Source organism: Flavobacterium sp. 5, assembly GCF_002813295.1.
Taxonomy (GTDB): Bacteria; Bacteroidota; Bacteroidia; order Flavobacteriales; family Flavobacteriaceae; genus Flavobacterium.
In genome coordinates, this window is sequence record NZ_PHUE01000001.1 from 2121501 (window position 1) to 2138163 (window position 16663).

The window sequence follows — 16663 nt, forward strand, 5'->3', positions numbered from 1 at the left end:
TCTGAATTCTAATATCTACAACTCTCCATCCCATTCTGCATAGAACTGCGCCAAAAAACCTTGCATATATTCATGCCTTTTTTGAGCTATTTCCTCGCCAGTTGGAGTATTCATTTTGTCTTTTAGCAATAATAACTTTTCATAAAAGTGATTTATTGTAGGCGCCACACTATTTTTGTACTCCTCCTTTGTCATGTTCAATTTAGGAGCAATTTGAGGGTCATGCATCGGTCTATTCTTGAATCCTCCATAATTGAATGCTCTCGCAATTCCAATGGCACCTATAGCGTCTAAACGATCCGCGTCCTGAACGATATCCAATTCGATAGACGAGAATACTTTTTCGTTATTTCCTCCCTTAAAAGAGATGTTATCGATGATTTGAATAACATGTGTAATTGTATCTTCAGAAACACCTTCGCTTTCTAAAAAATCGCGGGCAACTTTTGGACCTACCGTTTCATCTCCATCATGAAATTTACTATCTGCAATATCATGAAGCAAAGCTCCAAGCTTTACAACTGTCTCATCACAAGTTTCTCTTCGGGCTATTAATAACGCATTTTTATATACTCGCTGAATGTGAAACCAATCGTGACCGCCTTCAGCATTGGCTAATTTCTCTTTTACAAAAAGGATTGTTTTATTTATTAAATCCAGATTACTCATTTGCTATTTTATATTTATAAAAAAAGCTGATTTTTAAAGTATAAACCTCAAAAATCAGCAATTTCAATGTATTATTAATTTTAAAAAATTATAGTCTCGCTGGTTCTACCCATTTAAATTGAAATGATTCTGAAGGAATTACTAATCTTTCAGAGATTCTTGCCATTCTAGCGGGTAATTTCATCAAATAATCACGAGCTTTCTCTGCTTCATCTGTTAAACCTCCAATTTTGTCGATTTCCCATTTGTCGATTAATTTTTGCATGATTTCCACATAATCGTTGGCAGTATAAACCCCAATTCGTTGTGCTGAATCAGAAAAATGTTCGAAAGCAGAACTGATTTTATTTCCAGATTCTCTTAAGAAATGTGCAGGCATTACAATTTTAGCTTTCATCATATATTGAAACGCAAGCATCATTTCGCTTGGATCTACTTTGAAAATTTCAGTTACAAACTGACTGTATGCATGATGATGACGCATTTCATCACCAGCAATCATTTTACACATTTTTGCTAATTTTTTATCTCCGTAACTTTTAGCCAATTGCGACACCCTGTTGTGAGAAACATAAGTAGCTAACTCTTGAAAACTTGTGTAAATAAAGTTTTTATAAGGATCTCTGCCAGTTCCAATATCAAAACCATCGCTAATTAAATGTTGCGTAGTCATTTCTATTTCGCGCATATTCACACGACCGGACAAATACAAGTATTTATTCAATAAATCACCATGACGATTTTCTTCACCAGTCCATTGACGAACCCATTTTGACCAGCCATTTCTTGCTTCGTTATCGACGCCTTCTACTTCCATCAACCAGTTTTCGTAGGTTGGTAGTGCTTCTTCGGTAATCATATCTCCAACCATAGCTACCCAAAAATCATAAGGAAGGTCTTTGGAAATTTCTCTAAGCTCTTTTACTTCTTCAAGGAAATTATCGCTTTCGGAATTGGGTAAAAAGTCTGATGGCTGCCAAATTTGTTCTACTGGTATCAAGTATTGATCCACAAAGCTATCTACCTTATTTTCTAGAAATTGCATTACTTCCAGACGAATGTTTTTTATAGACATTATATATTAATTATTAAATTTTTATTCCGTTTACAATAGCCGACTCGGTTTTTTGCATGATTTCTTTAAACTCAAAATCTTTTACCGCGAATGCTTCGTGCACTACAAAGGTAATACGATTTCCTAAACCATAAGGAAAAGTTCCATATTTTACTAGTTTCCAAGAATTATTAATGCTTATTGGAACTACATATGCCGATGGAGCATTTTTGCATAATATTTTCAAACCTGTTTCTGCAAATTCCTTTGGTTTTCCGTCTTTACTTCGTGTTCCTTCTGGAAAAATTACTGCTGAACGTTTATGTTCTTCTATGTAATCTGCAATTTTTTTAATAGCAGGTATAGCTTGTTTTGGATTTTTTCTATCTATAACTACCGATCCCCCATGTCTTAAATTATAAGAAACACTTGGAATTCCTTTAGCTAATTCTTTTTTGCTAACGAATTTTGGGTGAAATCTTCTTAAATACCAAATTGACATAATGATATCATACAAACTCTGATGATTCGCTACAAAAATGATAGGCACTCCTTTTGGAATACTTTCTCTGTTTTCAAAACTAAAAGTCGTTCCTAATAATATAACAATCTTTAGTAATATAAAGTTAAGATAATCAACGCTTTTTTTATGCGCCTGATAACCAAAAACATTCAAACAAATCCATTGAATTGGGTGAAACACCGACAAAGTCAACAGAATTAAAACTAAAACGATAAAAGATAAGGGATACGAAATTAACTTCTGCATACTATTAAATTTAGCACAAAAGTAATAAATATATATTTTATTTATAGCCATTTCAGAAAACAGCTGGATTTTCATTATAAAATTACTTTGTATTTTACACTAAAAGTAAAGGAAACAGAGGAATTGTAATTTTAAACTTTCACACCTTGAACAATGGCATTTTGTGTTTTTTTCATGACCTCTTCAAATGAAAAATCACTTATTTTCAAAGGTCTATGAACTGTAAAAACAATGTGATTTCCAAAACTTAAAGGAAAATAACCATATTGATATACTTTCCATGAATCATTAATACTTATAGGGACAACGTATGCTGATGGTGCATATTTACATAAAATTTTAAGTCCGCTTTCTGCAAATTCCTTTGGTTCTCCTGTTTTACTTCGCGTTCCTTCCGGAAAAATAACAGCGGAGTAATTTTCTTTTTCAATATATTCGGCCAAAGATTTTATTTTCGGAATAGCTTGTTTGGGGTTATTTCGATCAATAAGTACATATTCCGCATTGCGTAAAAAATAAGAAACACTTGGTATACCCTTTGCAAGTTCTTTTTTCGTTACAAAAAAGCAATTAAATTTTCTCAAATACCAAATAATTCCGGCGGTGTCAAGTAAACTTTGATGATTAGCCACAAATATAACGGGAACGTTTTTGGGAATAAACTCAATATTTTCAAAAGTAAATCTACTGCCTAAAATATGATTACACTTTAAACTGATATAAGCTATATAATTAAAGATTGTTTGTAATCCCTGATTTCCAAAAAGCTTAAAAGCAACCCATTCTATTGGTTGCAAAATACACATAATTGTAAAATAGATAGCATAATATACCATCGTTACTGGATATAATAAAAACTTCTTCATTATTAAAAAATTATACTCAAAAATAATAAATCTCTTTTTATTACTCAATTTTAAACTAGAACAATTATACCTTTTAGTGTTTAATTGTACCTTTGGCCAAATATAACAGCGTCTATTTTATAAAATGAACTTTACCTATCCTAAAAACGAAAAACTAAAAAGCAAAATTACCATTGGATTATTATTTACCAAAGGCAAATCGGTGGCAAAATATCCGTTGCGATTAGTTTATAATACAGGAACTTTTGGTGAAGGCGAAAAAATAAAAATTGGTGTTTCAGTTTCCAAAAAATATTTCAAAAAAGCCGTAGACCGTAATTATTTCAAAAGAGTACTCCGCGAAACGTATAGACTTAATAAACATTTACTGCTGGACAATCTGGATCAGCCTTACTCGTTTATGTTTTTTTATCAATGCAAAGACAAATTGTCTTTTGAAGAAATCAACACCAAAACTATACAGTTGTTTGAGAAATTCGTATTGCAGATAAAAAACGAAAAACAACAACCCGATGCGGAAGTATAGACTAAAGCGTCAATTCTCTTTAGTTTAAAATCTAAATTAATTTTGTATTTTTAAAAAAATTACCAATCTATGAAATCAAAATTAATAATTGTCTTTGCATTATTTTTCGTCTCACTAAGTTGCAAAAAAACAGACGCAGCTGCTGAAGAATCAGCTGATATGAAAATGGAAGTGCTTTCGGCACCTGCAAAAGCGATAGTTAGTGATGATGCTAATTCCTATGAATCAGATGATACTGAGAATAAAATTCCAGAACAAAAAATAATCAAAACTGGTAATCTTAAATTTGAAACAGATAATTTAGAAACCACTTATCAGCAAGTTAAATCTGCTGTAATAAAAGGGAAAGCCTTCATACAAAACGATAGTGAAGGAAAAGATTATAATTCGGTTTACAGGAAAGTAATAGTCCGAATCCCAAATGAAAACTTTGATGTTTTTATAAAAGATGTTTCAAATGGTGTTTCTTATTTTGACAACAAAGAAATTAACGCACAAGATGTTACTGCCGAATACATTGACCTTGATGCAAGATTAAAAACCAAAAGAAAATTAGAAAACAGGTATTTAGAGCTTTTAGCAAAAGCCAACAAAATGCCTGATATGTTGGCTATTGAAGCACAGCTTTCAACTATTCGCGAAGAAATTGAAGCAAAAGAAGGACAATTGAAATACCTTCAAAATCAAGTTTCGATGAGCACTATAACAATAGAATTTTACAAAACAGTCGCTGAAAAAAGTGGCGTAACAATTTCCTACGGAGCCAAAGTATGGAATTCATTTAAGTCTGGGTTTTATAGTATCTCCAGTTTCTTTTTATGGTTATTAGAAGTTTGGCCTTTTATTATTTTAGCAATACTTCTGTTTTATTTTATTAGAAAACGATTCAAGAAAAAAAACATATAATTATGCGTACCCTTTTCCAAAAAAAAGTCATTATTCCAGTTGTTGCTTCAGCCTTTTTATTTGTTGGAGTAAGTTTTAAGGACGACTATTTTGAGATTGCCAAACAGTTGGAAATTTTCACGACTTTGTTCAAAGAATTGAATAAGAATTATGTAGATGAAACAACACCTGCAGAACTGATGAATAATGCTGTCAAAGGAATGCTGAGTTCACTTGATCCCTATACTGTATATTTTAATGAGCAGGAAGTACTGAAGTTTAAAATTAACAATACTGGTGAATACACAGGTATTGGAGCTTTAATCACTAGAGAAAATGATAAATTAATTCTGAAAGAACCGTATAAAAATTTCCCTGCTGACAAAGCTGGACTAAAGGCTGGTGACGAAATTATCCAAATTGGTGATACTCCATTGGCCGATTTCAAGGATGATGCTTCGCAACTTTTTAAAGGTTCTAAAAACACTAAAATTGATGTCAAATATATTCGTCAAGGCAAACCGTATTCGACCGTAATTGTATTGGATGAAGTCGAAATCAAATCGGTTCCTTATTTTGCCAAAATCGATGACAAAACAGGTTATATTGTATTGGCTCATTTCAATAGAAAAGCTTCTACTGAAACCAAAGAGGCATTAGAACAATTAAAAAGACAAGGTGCCGAAAGAATCGTATTAGATTTAAGAGGAAACCCTGGCGGATTATTGAACGAAGCGGTAAACATCTGTAATCTTTTTGTAGCGAGAAACGAAATTATTGTTACTACAAAATCCAAAATTGAAAAACATAACAACACTTATAAAACATCCCAAGACCCAATAGATACAACAATTCCTTTGGTAATTTTAGTAAATGGCCGAAGTGCTTCTGCCTCCGAAATTGTTTCGGGAGCATTGCAGGATTTGGATCGTGCTGTGGTTTTAGGAAGTCGTAGTTTTGGAAAAGGATTGGTACAAAGACCTGTTGAGTTAACTTATGGAACGCAACTAAAAGTTACTATTTCACGTTATTATACTCCATCAGGAAGGTGTATTCAGGCTTTGGATTATGCTCATAAAGACAAAAATGGTGTGGCTATTCGAACACAAGCTAAAAACTATAATGCCTTTAAAACCAGAAAAGGGCGCACTGTTTATGATGGTGGTGGAATTTTACCAGATATCGAAATGGAAGAAACCAAAACGAGTCCGATAGCAAATGCTTTATTAAAAAATGATGGCATTTTCAATTATGCAACTAACTATTATTATAAAAATCCAAATTTAGGCACTAAAATTCCAGTAATCACAGATGCGGATTATATGGATTTCAAACAATTTCTAAAAGCTCAAAAATTTACTTTTGATACCGATACTGAAATTGCCTTGAAAAATACTTTGGCAACAGCTAAAACTGAGAAACTAGATGAAGCTATTGCTCCAGAATATCAGCAGCTTCTCTTGGCCCTTCAAAAATCGGAGAATGCTTTATTGGATAAAAATCAAAAGGAAATCAAAGGATTACTGCTCGATGAACTCATCAAACGTTATCAATATCAAGAAGGACTTTATGATTATTACATTAAAAACAATCCTGAAATCAAAAAAGCAGTTACCATCTTGAATTCAACAGCAGAGTATAATTCGATTTTAAAAATCTAAACTCTAAGCGAAGCTCGAAATCCTCTTGCCGCGTAGTAAGAATCTGCGCCATTGTGGTAAACGAAAACTGTTTCGTATCGGAAATCGGCAAAAATGGCTCCGCCAAGTTTTCTAATATCAGCTGGTGTTGCTATCCAGCTGGATGTTTTATTGTCAAACTTTCCTAGCTTTTGTAAATCGCGGTATTGCTCTTCGGTTAAAAGTTCAACACCCATTACTGATGCTGCTTCCAAAGCGTTGTTTTTGGGCTTGTTTTCTTTTCTTTTATCCAAAGCTTCGCGGTCATAGCAATAACTTCGTCGACCTGCAGGACTTTCGACGGAACAATCGTAGAAAATATATTCGTTTGTTTTATTGTCGTATCCAACTACGTCTGGTTCACCGCCTGATGTTTCCATCTCATTAAGTGTCCATAATTTTTCAGAATTGGCTTCTAGTTTTGCCAGAACGTTTTTCCATTCAAGACCTTTGTGCCTATCACTGTTTTTTTCAAAACGTGTTTTTAATATTTGAAGTAATTCATTGCTTTTTTCTTGTGATAACTCTTTTTTAACTCCCATTCTTGTTAGATTTTTATTTGAATTTGCACTTTTTAGTATCGCTATTTTACGCTCATCTCAGTGATTTCATTTATAAGAAAATAGCACTTTCGTAAAATTACAAAAAAACTTTTTTAACGACCTAAAATCGATTGAGATTGTAAATCATAGCAAAGAAGCCTGATCTTTCTTTTTAGCCCTGATCGAAGTGAAAATCCTTTTTATTTTTTCTTTAAAAATAAAAAGATTGTAACGGAGAGCAGGACTCATCTAACTCAAAATGCCAAGTCTTTCTGCTCCAATAATTATGCGATATTCTTTTGCGAATTCTTTTTTATAAGAATGCTTAGTGCAAATGCTCCCGCTGAAGCCGTAAAAACAGAATAATCAAGTGGTGCTTTACAGTTTAAAGTAATTGCCATTGATACTCCAAAAATTAGCAACAGAACACCGCTACATTTGGCTATAAATTCACTTTTGAAATTAGTCAACAACGCAATTGCAAAAGCTATTTCAAGAAAAGTAGCTATTCCACCAACTATTGAAGCTAAATTATAGCTTAAAAAAGGCATTAGCGAATTTGTATATTTTGCAAAAGCTCCCCAATTACCCCAAGCCGATAGCTCTTTATCCCACAAACCAAAACGGTCTGCGACTGCCGATAAAAACCCGATGCTTAATGATATCCTTAAAAACCATTCAATTGTTTTTTCTTGATTCATAACTGTTTATTAAAATGAAATGCACTTATAGTAAAATTTTCTTTAAAGTAAAGTTTATGCGCATCGGTTCGTGTGGGACCGCTGTCCAATTGTACCGATATACAATTTTGCTCCTTGGCAATCTCATAAATATGGTTAAGCAGAGTCGAAGCATAGCCTTTTCCTCTGGAATTTTCCAGAGTTGAAAGATCGTCTATGTACAGCATTTTGCCACAATAGAGCATCGTCCAAATTCGGTAACCTGCTAAAGAAACCACTCTATTATTCTCGAAAATAAATAGAAGTGTATAGCCTTCTTTTTGCATTTCCTTGATTTGTTGTACAAATTCGTCTTCCTTCAGCATGGGACGTAAAAGAGACATAGCCTCCCAACAGGAAGCTATGTCTTGGTCTGTAATTGCAATTTTAATTTCGTTCATTTTGTTATTCAGGAATTAATAATGTAGCTTTTCCTATTCTGTTCCAAGCGTTTATACAGGCAATTGCCATAATTGCATGCGAAACTTTCTCTTCTCCCAAAATCTGAATAGCTTTATCAAAAGTTTCGTTTGAAACACCGTTTTTTGCAATCAAAGTAGTTTCATCGGTCAAGGCCAAAATTACTCTTTCTTCGTTAGTAAAATAAGGAGAATCTGCCCAGGAATTTAAAGCTAATAAACGTTTGGAGGATTCGCCTCCCGCCAATGCATCATTACTGTGCGATTGTATGCACAAGGCACAACCGTTGATTAATGATGCGCGAACTTTGATAAGATGATACAGAGATTTAGATAAATTTGTTTCGGTAACATATTTATCTAATTGAATAAGCGATTGGTATGCGCCTGGCGTTACGGTGTTGATGTCAATTCTTTGTGTTTGCATTTTTTCTTTCGTTTAAATTATAATACAAAACTATGATGAAGGCTTTCGGCAAAAAATGGACAAAACTTTAAAAATGGTGGACTTTGTTATTCGGTCAAAAGTGTACGCAAATGGTCTTTGGCTCTTGTTGCTGTTTGTTTTTTAAAAAATCTAGAAAAATAGTGACTATCATCAAAACCTAATTTGAAAGCGACTTGCTTCACATTCAGGTTTTCATAGTTAAATAGGCGTTTGGCTTCCAAAATGATTAAATCATTTATGAGTTGCTGCGTGGTTTCGTTGGTGTTTTTCTTGGTGATTTCATTTAATTTTTGCTCAGAAATAAGTAATAACTGGGCATATTCTTTTACGGTGAGACGTTTCTCGAAGTTGTCTCTTATCAAGTTTAAAAATTGCAAAAACAAAGCGTCAGGTTTGTAAAGCGGTCTTTCCTGCTGAATAATTTTGCATCTGCTTACCTCAATGATCAATAATTTGAGAATAGAATGCAAACTTGTTTCGTATTCAAAGGGTTTGTTTTCTAATTCACTTTTTAATGCATTACAATAATCCTCAATTCTGCTTAAACTGTTTTGATCAGATATTTTGATAAGTTCGTTTAATCCGAAATGGCAGTATAAACCGTTGTGGTAAATGAGTTCAACAGACTTTTCATCTTTACAAAAGAAGTCATACGTGAATTCCAAAATACATCCTTCGCAATTATTGATTTCAATAAATTGATAATATTGTTTTGGTGTAATAGTCAAAATATAACCTCCACTAATTTCATAAAGCTGATTGTCAATTTCAATTTTTACTTCTCCAGCTTTGCAAAAAATCAATACAAATTTATACTGTCGCTCGGGCAGATTCATCAGTATAGTTTCGTCAATTAGTTTTAAGTTAAAAGCCATGGATGTGTGATAAAGTTTTGATTAAGAATTACAGTTTTAATTAGCTCTTAATCATTTCAATATGCGGAATGTCATCTTCAAGATACATTTCACTTGATTGCACAAAACCTAGTTTTTCGTAGAATTTCTTGAGATATAATTGCGCTCCAATAGTAATTTGACTTTCGTCAAAATGTTCCAAAATACCAGCAATCGCATTTTCCATCAAATCATGACCCCATTTTCGGTCTCTGTAATCTGAATCTACAGTTACTCTTCCAATAGAAGCGTTATCAAAAGAAATTCCTGCTTTGAAAAGTCTCGCATGCGCAACAATTTTATCCTCATAAATTCCAAAAAGATGTAATGCTACTTTGTCCTTTCCATCCAAATCAAGATAAACGCAGTTTTGCTCCACTACGAAGATCTTACTTCGTAATTGAAGTATATCATATAATTCAGTTACAGTTAATGCCTCAAAAGGCTTTATTTTCCATTCTATAGACATCTGTGGAATCATTATAGGTTTAATAATATAAAAGTAAAAACAATTTTCAACAAATATAAACCTCAAAAATAAAACGATTGTCACATAAAAATTAATTTATCTGAACACTTTTAATAATGGATTCTAATTCATGCATATAATCTCGTCTCTCTCTTGAGGGAACATAGCAAAATCCTTCTAGGTAAATGATACGTTTATTTTTAGAATCTACTATCAGATAATTTAAAAAGGGGCCAAACATAAAGTTATCTCTCAAACGCCAAACACCTTTCGTTTCATAAGCTGGTTTGCCGTCAAGAGTAATTTGTGATAAATAAATAGGATATGTTTTGTCAATATAAAGACTAGAACTAGGTTCTTTGCCTTTTATATACAAAGTCCCTATGGAATCATGAACTTTTATGACTTTCTCTAACACATTATCTTCAGAATTAAAAGTACAAATAGGTAATTGAGTGATAAGTAAACTGGCACTTCCACTTGGAAACTCACTTTTGAACCAAACAAAACTCTTATTCTTTACTATATAAGAATAGTTTTTAGGGATTTTTAAAGTCAGCTGAAATTGCTTTTGGATTATTTCTGGATTAAGTATAGAATCATTTAGTAGAATTTGGTGTGCTTTGATTTCACCCTCCTCAATGACCTTAATGATTTGAGGTGTTCTCTTTTCAATAATCTCCAATAAATCCGAAAGATTTCTTCCTGTTATATGAATTACATTTTGAGGAGTAGCATATTGATTTTTTTTAATTGCAAAAAGATTCTCTTTCCCTTGTTTAACAACGATAATAGTTCTGCTTTTTGTCACAAAACCTTCCATTACGTCTATGGGATACTGATTTATGTCAAATTGAGGTTCTTCTTTTGATAAACCTTCAACTGGACTAGCAAATTTATTTCGAATGCTATCGCCAATAATACCATTCCACAACTGATCATCTATAACTATTGAAATAGTGTTAATCTTGCCTGTTGAAGGTCTGGAACTATTTTCACTTTTCTTAGAGCAGGAAATAAAAAAAAGAGAAAAAAATGAAAAAAAGAAAAAGAAAATTTTATTCATCTATTGAGTAATTTATCATCAAAAATAAAAAAAGGCTTTAGATAAATTTTACTTTTCTTCTTTAGAAATACTTTTTAATTTAATATTTCTGAAATCAATTGGAGAACCTTCGTAATTTAAAGAAATCTTACCTTCCGTTGAAGAAACGTCTGAGCATTCATTTACTAATTTTCCATTCAAAAATTGGACGATTTTCCCATTGAATGAACGAATTAAAATGGTATTCCATTCACCATAAGGATTTTCATTAGCTGTAAATTTAGGTGAAGTTACACTTGCACCGGCTTCCACCAATTTCCCATTTACTACTGCTGTTATATTATCTAAAAAAATGAAGTCTCCAGTAGTATTTTCTTTTATCTGAAATTGAATTCCTTTTGGCCAGATGTTGTCAGGAAAATTTGTTGGTATGTTGTACATGACACCACTATTTTTTTTAGTGTTGTTTTTGTTATATTTTTCTTCAATATTCCATCTAAAATCTAAATGTAATTCAAAGTTTGTATAACTTTTATTGGTCATCAAATAACCAATATTATCTCCATGCATCCGAATCGTCCCATCATCTGTAAACTCATATACCTCTGAAGGTTTGATTCTTTGCTTACTTGCTTTAGTAAAAGCATACCAATCATTCTGTGAAAAGTTTTTTTCGTGTACAGAACAAGAATTTAAAATCAGAAGAAAGGCAATGGAAAAAAATATTTTTTTAAACATTAAGATTCAATTTAAACGAAGCTTATCCTTTTATTTTTAAACCCATGCCTGGTTTTAAATCGTCACCTGTGATGTTATTCCATTTTTTTAAATCTGACACAGAAACACCTGGATATTTTTTAGATATACTGAATAAAGAATCTCCTTTTTGAACCAAATAACTAATATCAATATTATTAGAAGAAGTGTTAGAATCTCTTTTTTTGAATGAATCTACTGTAGCATTATTAACAACAATTGCAACTTCATTCTTAGCTACTGTTAACACATTTCCAACAGCCAAACTATTAGAGTGTAAATTATTCCAATTTTTTAAATCAACGATAGAAGAACCAAATTTTTTGGCAATACTTCCTAAATTATCACCTTTTTGAACTTCATAACTAATATCTCTTAACTCTGGTGCAACTGGAGTTTCTGTAGCAGCAACAGCTTCATTTGTTTCAACAGGAACATTCCCTACTTGTAATGAAGAACCTAATTTTAAATTTGAAGAACTTAAATGATTCCATTCTTTAATTTCGGCAACGGTAGTATTAAATTTTTTGGCAATAACGTTTAGATTATCTCCTTTTTGAACTATATATGAATTTGCCGCATTTGCAACCAAAGTATCTTTTTTGTCTACAGTACTTTTAGATTCTGTAGTAACCACGTTTGTATTATCTTTTACAATAATGGCTCTACTTTTCTCTTGGTTGGAAGCTAAAGCTACACTTGTGTCTAAATCTTTTTCAACAAATATCTTTAAAGATTTTCCAGGTGTTACGAAATTACTTTTAATGTAATTCCACTTTTTTAAATCAGAAACCGCGACATTATTATTCTTAGCAATTATACTTAAATTATCACCACGTTTTACTTTATAATACTTTACTCTGCTGTTAGAAGAAGCTAAAGCGGTAGAATCTTTACTATAAATTGTTTTTCTACCTTGATTTATTTTTTCTCTTTTGTCCAATTCAGATTGAACGTACGCATAAATTTTGTCTTCATTAGAAGTAAAAACAGCAACTTTACAAGAAGGAAGCGTTAAATAATGATCTTTACCAGCATAATTAGGAATTACATTTCGCTTATAGGATGGATTTAATGCTTGCAATTGCTCAATTGGAATATCTAATAAATTAGAAATTTGAGTAAATGACATTTCTTTTTTAACCATTACAGTGTCTGTTGCAAAATGTCTAACCAGAGCTTTTTTAGGAACTATACCATGTTCTTTATGGTACTCATAAATATACATAGTGGCTAGAAAAGCTGGAACATACCCTTGAGTTTCTAGTGGTAAATGTTTTTTAATATTCCAAAAATTTTGTTGACCTCCTGAACGGCGAATTGCCTTAGTTACATTTCCCGGACCTGAATTATAAGAAGCTAAAACCAAATCCCAATCATTAAAAATGGTAAACATATTGGTCATATACTGAGCCGCTGCAGCAGATGCCTTCAAAGGATCCGAACGTTCATCTACATAAGAATCAATACTTAAGTTATATTGCTTACCTGTATTATACATAAATTGCCATAAACCTGTAGCACCAACTCGAGATACAGCCTTTGGATTTAATGCCGACTCAACAACCGCCAAATATTTAATTTCTAGAGGAACATTTTGTTTCGCCAATGCCTCTTCGAAAATTGGAAAATAATATTGAGCAACTGCCATTTGGTTAGCAAAAGCTTTTTTTCTATTTTTAAGGAAAGACTTAATTAAATTCTCTAAACCTTGATTATACTCAATGTTAAAAGGTGATTTGGCGTCCATTGCTGCTAGCCTTGCCTTCAACAATTCAGTAGGAAGCTCAGCATCTATATCCTTGTCAACATTTACGGTATTAATTTCAGTAGCTAAATCATTATAAATATCAAGAGAAGTACCTATTTGATTCATCCATAAACTATCCGTTTTAACAGTACGGTCATATTTTACGAAAGAATTTTTGATAGAGTCTAAATACGAAATAGGTTTTTGAACAGTTCCAATTTCTGCATTTTCTACAGTATTCTGAGAAAATGCACAAGTAGTAAGCATTAGAAAAAACGAAAGTGTGGTATTTTTTATTGTCATAACAGTAATTTAATTTGCTATTATTCAATTGATTAGAAATCAATTTATGCAAACATAGAATGTATTTTCCAATTTGAATCACAAATAATGTTAAAAATACAAAAAAAATCGACATTTAGCCTAATTTTTGATGATTTGTGCGTAATTAATTTCAAAAAAAATGTAATCAGCAATTTTTAAAAAAAATAAATTTAAACAAAGTCAGATATTACATAAATTAAAAAAAAAATCACATCTAAAATAATATAACTTTAACATAACCTATTAATCAAAAAAGAACAATAGCTATTAGAACTTTATAACGTAAAATATTGATATATAGTATAATATAAATAAAAAACCTTAAGTTACTGTATTAGTAACTTAAGGTTAAAGTGATTTTTAAAATATAACTAACACTAACTATTTAAAAATTTAAAAAAGCTAGAATTTATAATAGTTCAAAGTATTTAGTCTAATATAGCAGCAATTCCAGGTAAAATTTTGCCTTCTAACATTTCTAACATAGCACCACCACCAGTAGAAACATAGCTCATTTTATCTTCGAATCCAAATTGTTTTACAGCAGCAACTGAATCTCCACCACCTACAAGTGAGAAAGCTCCATTGGCAGTTGAAGCAGCAATAAAGTTACCAAGTGCAATTGTTCCTTTAGCAAATGTTTCCATTTCAAAAACTCCTAGAGGACCATTCCAAAGAATAGTTTTAGACTCCATAATCACTTTTTCAAAGTTTTCTAATGATTTTGGACCCGCATCAAGACCTTGCCATCCATCAGGAATTTCTCTTACATCAACGATCTGTGTATCTGCAGTATTCGAAAAATCATTCGCAGCTACAACATCAACAGGAATATGGATTTGTACTCCTTTTTCTTTAGCTAGTCTTAAAATTTCAAGAGCTAACTCTAACTTATCATCTTCACAAATAGATTCACCTACTTTTCCACCTAATGCTTTAACAAAAGTAAAAGTCATTCCACCACCAATAATCATATGATCTACTTTGTCAAGAATATTTTCAATAACCGTGATTTTAGAAGAAACTTTAGAACCTCCAAGAATTGCAGTTACAGGTTTTTCACTGTTTTTTAAAACCTTATTTAAACTTTCAATTTCTTTAGCTAATAATGTTCCGAAACATTTATTTACAGGGAAAAACTGTGCTATAATAGTAGTCGAAGCATGCGCTCTATGTGCTGTCCCAAAAGCATCATTTACATAGATATCTCCAAGTGAAGCTAATTCTTTAGCGAAAGCCACATCTCCAGCTTCTTCTTCATCATGAAAACGTAAATTCTCCAATAATAATACTTGTCCAGCTTTCAAATTTTTGGCAGCTTCTTGAGCTTCAGCTCCAACGCAATTTGCAGCAAATTGAACTGGTACTCCCAAAATCTCTGAAGTAGTTGCTAAAATATGTTTTAATGAATATTTATCTTGAGCTCCTTTTGGTCTTCCAAGGTGAGACATTAAAATAACACTACCTCCTTGAGCTAAAATAGCATCGATAGTCGGTTTTGCAGCTTCAATACGAGTAGCATCTGTTACATTAAAATTTTCATCTAAAGGAACATTAAAATCAACTCTTATTATTGCCTTTTTGTTATTAAAATCAAAATTATTTAAAGTCTTCATGGTTCTTTTTTTTAATTGTTTTTTGAAAGAATGACAAATATATAACTTTTAAATAAGTATTAAATTTCAAAATTCTAAAATAAATATCAAATTACTAACGAAATCGATGTAAATACAGAAAAAGTCTAAAATATTACATAAATAACTGAATAATTAAAGCGTAAATGCAATACGATACTATAACTAAAAAAGATCCTTATTAATTCTGCGACGAGAACTAATAAGGATCTTTTTAGTTTAAAATAATGACTATTTATTCATGTACAGGACCTTGCGTACAAGGACAGTTACTAACTCCCTGCAGGAATCTAAATCCAATAGTCAAAGAATGCGTTCCTGAATTGTAAGCAGCTAGTTTATTTAATGTTATTTGATATGAATAACCAACAGAAATATAACCTTTCAAAAATCCAACTATAGGTCCCACTGCAAGGGGTTCTCCAATTTGGTCATTCAAAAAACGATAAGAAGCTCCTACCCAAAAGTAATCTTCATATCTATTAAATTTTCTATATTTTATATTTAAATCCGTTACCGAACGTCCATCACTTTGATAATATTGGTAAAAAGCTGAAGGCTCTAATTCACTTCTATTACCAAAATCAAGTACATAACCAGAGTAAAATTGATAATTAGTAAGCTTATTTGGTTCATAAGCTATGTCAAGTTGAAGGTCTTTTTGTAAAATGTTAGTAGCAGTAGCACTCGCATAAAATCCTTTATTACGATAAAGAAAACCTACCTCAAAGTTATTATTCATCGTAGAACGATTATCAGTAATATCTGAATCAGCCTCTCCAGGCTTAAAATTAGCTGTATTAAGTCGAAATGAATTATAGATGTACGAAATACCAAAAGAAAGGTACTGTTTAGAATAATAACCCAAAATGATATGGTGAGCAAAAGTAAGTTTACCCCCTGATTGCTTTGTATTTCCATTGGAGTCATTATACAGCGTTAATCCAACACCTGACTGATCTAAAACTCTAAAATCGGCATAAAGCGCCTGACTCTGAGGTGCATCTGGCACACCTACCCATTGTTTATATCCATTCAGATTAATTCTAAAATTATCGCCAATTCCAGCATAAGTTGGAGAAATCACATAAGGATTATCCGCTAAGTATTGAGTAGCTACGGGAACATTCAACTCTTGACTATAGCTACTCGCTACAGTCAAAAGTAAAATGCTAATTAAGATCTTTTTCATTTTATTATTTTTCATTATGGATAA

General features: G+C 31.9%; 18 protein-coding genes. 3 read left to right on the top strand and 15 right to left on the bottom strand.

Features of this window, described 5'->3' with window-relative positions; all coding sequences use genetic code 11:
- Positions 1-15 precede the first annotated feature (15 nt).
- The 4 genes from CLU82_RS08660 to CLU82_RS08675 form a co-directional block, all read right to left on the bottom strand.
- Positions 16-669: an HD domain-containing protein gene (locus CLU82_RS08660; protein ID WP_100842718.1), complete on the bottom strand. Its 654-nt coding sequence runs from the start codon at positions 667-669 to the stop codon at positions 16-18.
- Between the two features lie 88 nt (positions 670-757).
- Positions 758-1744 carry an acyl-ACP desaturase gene (locus tag CLU82_RS08665; RefSeq protein ID WP_100842719.1) on the bottom strand — a complete coding sequence of 329 codons (987 nt, stop codon included), beginning with the start codon at positions 1742-1744 and terminating at the stop codon, positions 758-760.
- 13 nt (positions 1745-1757) lie between these two features.
- Positions 1758-2492, bottom strand: coding sequence for a 1-acyl-sn-glycerol-3-phosphate acyltransferase (locus CLU82_RS08670; protein WP_100844982.1), 735 nt, complete (start codon positions 2490-2492; stop codon positions 1758-1760).
- A gap of 131 nt (positions 2493-2623) precedes the next feature.
- On the bottom strand, positions 2624-3406 hold the full coding sequence (locus CLU82_RS08675) for a lysophospholipid acyltransferase family protein (protein ID WP_369829009.1): 783 nt from the start codon (positions 3404-3406) through the stop codon (positions 2624-2626).
- 76 nt (positions 3407-3482) lie between these two features.
- On the opposite strand from CLU82_RS08675, the gene CLU82_RS08680 reads away from it, so the two are divergent.
- The 3 genes from CLU82_RS08680 (at position 3483) to CLU82_RS08690 (ending at position 6430) form a co-directional block, all read left to right on the top strand.
- Entirely contained in the window at positions 3483-3884 is a 402-nt protein-coding gene (locus CLU82_RS08680; RefSeq protein WP_100842721.1) for a ribonuclease P protein component, read from the top strand.
- Between the two features lie 69 nt (positions 3885-3953).
- Positions 3954-4790, top strand: coding sequence for a DUF4349 domain-containing protein (locus CLU82_RS08685; protein WP_100842722.1), 837 nt, complete (start codon positions 3954-3956; stop codon positions 4788-4790).
- Between the two features lie 2 nt (positions 4791-4792).
- Positions 4793-6430 carry a S41 family peptidase gene (locus tag CLU82_RS08690; protein WP_100842723.1) on the top strand — a complete coding sequence of 546 codons (1638 nt, stop codon included), beginning with the start codon at positions 4793-4795 and terminating at the stop codon, positions 6428-6430.
- On the opposite strand, the gene CLU82_RS08695 is transcribed toward CLU82_RS08690, so the two are convergent.
- The 11 genes from CLU82_RS08695 to CLU82_RS08745 all read right to left on the bottom strand — a co-directional run bounded on the left by CLU82_RS08695 (position 6427) and on the right by CLU82_RS08745 (position 16639).
- A complete protein-coding gene (locus CLU82_RS08695) occupies positions 6427-6990 on the bottom strand; it encodes a DUF4256 domain-containing protein (RefSeq protein WP_100842724.1) in 564 nt (187 codons plus the stop codon). The two genes, CLU82_RS08690 and CLU82_RS08695, sit on opposite strands and share 4 nt — an antisense overlap.
- A 284-nt stretch (positions 6991-7274) precedes the next feature.
- Positions 7275-7691 (bottom strand): DoxX family protein, encoded by a 417-nt coding sequence (locus CLU82_RS08700; protein WP_100842725.1) that lies wholly within the window; start codon positions 7689-7691, stop codon positions 7275-7277.
- On the bottom strand, positions 7688-8110 hold the full coding sequence (locus CLU82_RS08705) for a GNAT family N-acetyltransferase (protein WP_100842726.1): 423 nt from the start codon (positions 8108-8110) through the stop codon (positions 7688-7690). The genes CLU82_RS08700 and CLU82_RS08705 overlap by 4 nt, the downstream gene beginning before the upstream one ends.
- Positions 8111-8114: 4 nt before the next feature.
- A complete protein-coding gene (locus CLU82_RS08710) occupies positions 8115-8555 on the bottom strand; it encodes a carboxymuconolactone decarboxylase family protein (RefSeq protein ID WP_100842727.1) in 441 nt (146 codons plus the stop codon).
- 86 nt (positions 8556-8641) lie between these two features.
- On the bottom strand, positions 8642-9451 hold the full coding sequence (locus CLU82_RS08715; protein ID WP_100842728.1) for a helix-turn-helix domain-containing protein: 810 nt from the start codon (positions 9449-9451) through the stop codon (positions 8642-8644).
- 40 nt (positions 9452-9491) lie between these two features.
- Positions 9492-9938: a GNAT family N-acetyltransferase gene (locus CLU82_RS08720; RefSeq protein ID WP_100844983.1), complete on the bottom strand. Its 447-nt coding sequence runs from the start codon at positions 9936-9938 to the stop codon at positions 9492-9494.
- Between the two features lie 91 nt (positions 9939-10029).
- The gene (locus CLU82_RS08725; protein ID WP_100842729.1) at positions 10030-11004 is read right to left on the bottom strand and encodes a DUF4837 family protein; all 975 of its coding nucleotides are present in this window, start codon (positions 11002-11004) and stop codon (positions 10030-10032) included.
- Positions 11005-11052: 48 nt separating this feature from the next.
- Positions 11053-11721: a DUF1080 domain-containing protein gene (locus tag CLU82_RS08730; RefSeq protein WP_100842730.1), complete on the bottom strand. Its 669-nt coding sequence runs from the start codon at positions 11719-11721 to the stop codon at positions 11053-11055.
- 22 nt (positions 11722-11743) lie between these two features.
- Positions 11744-13792: a LysM peptidoglycan-binding domain-containing protein gene (locus tag CLU82_RS08735; RefSeq protein ID WP_100842731.1), complete on the bottom strand. Its 2049-nt coding sequence runs from the start codon at positions 13790-13792 to the stop codon at positions 11744-11746.
- A 449-nt stretch (positions 13793-14241) separates the two neighbouring features.
- Positions 14242-15429 (bottom strand): phosphoglycerate kinase, encoded by a 1188-nt coding sequence (gene pgk, locus CLU82_RS08740; protein WP_100842732.1) that lies wholly within the window; start codon positions 15427-15429, stop codon positions 14242-14244.
- Between the two features lie 253 nt (positions 15430-15682).
- Positions 15683-16639 carry a type IX secretion system membrane protein PorP/SprF gene (locus CLU82_RS08745; RefSeq protein ID WP_100844984.1) on the bottom strand — a complete coding sequence of 319 codons (957 nt, stop codon included), beginning with the start codon at positions 16637-16639 and terminating at the stop codon, positions 15683-15685.
- Positions 16640-16663 lie beyond the last annotated feature (24 nt).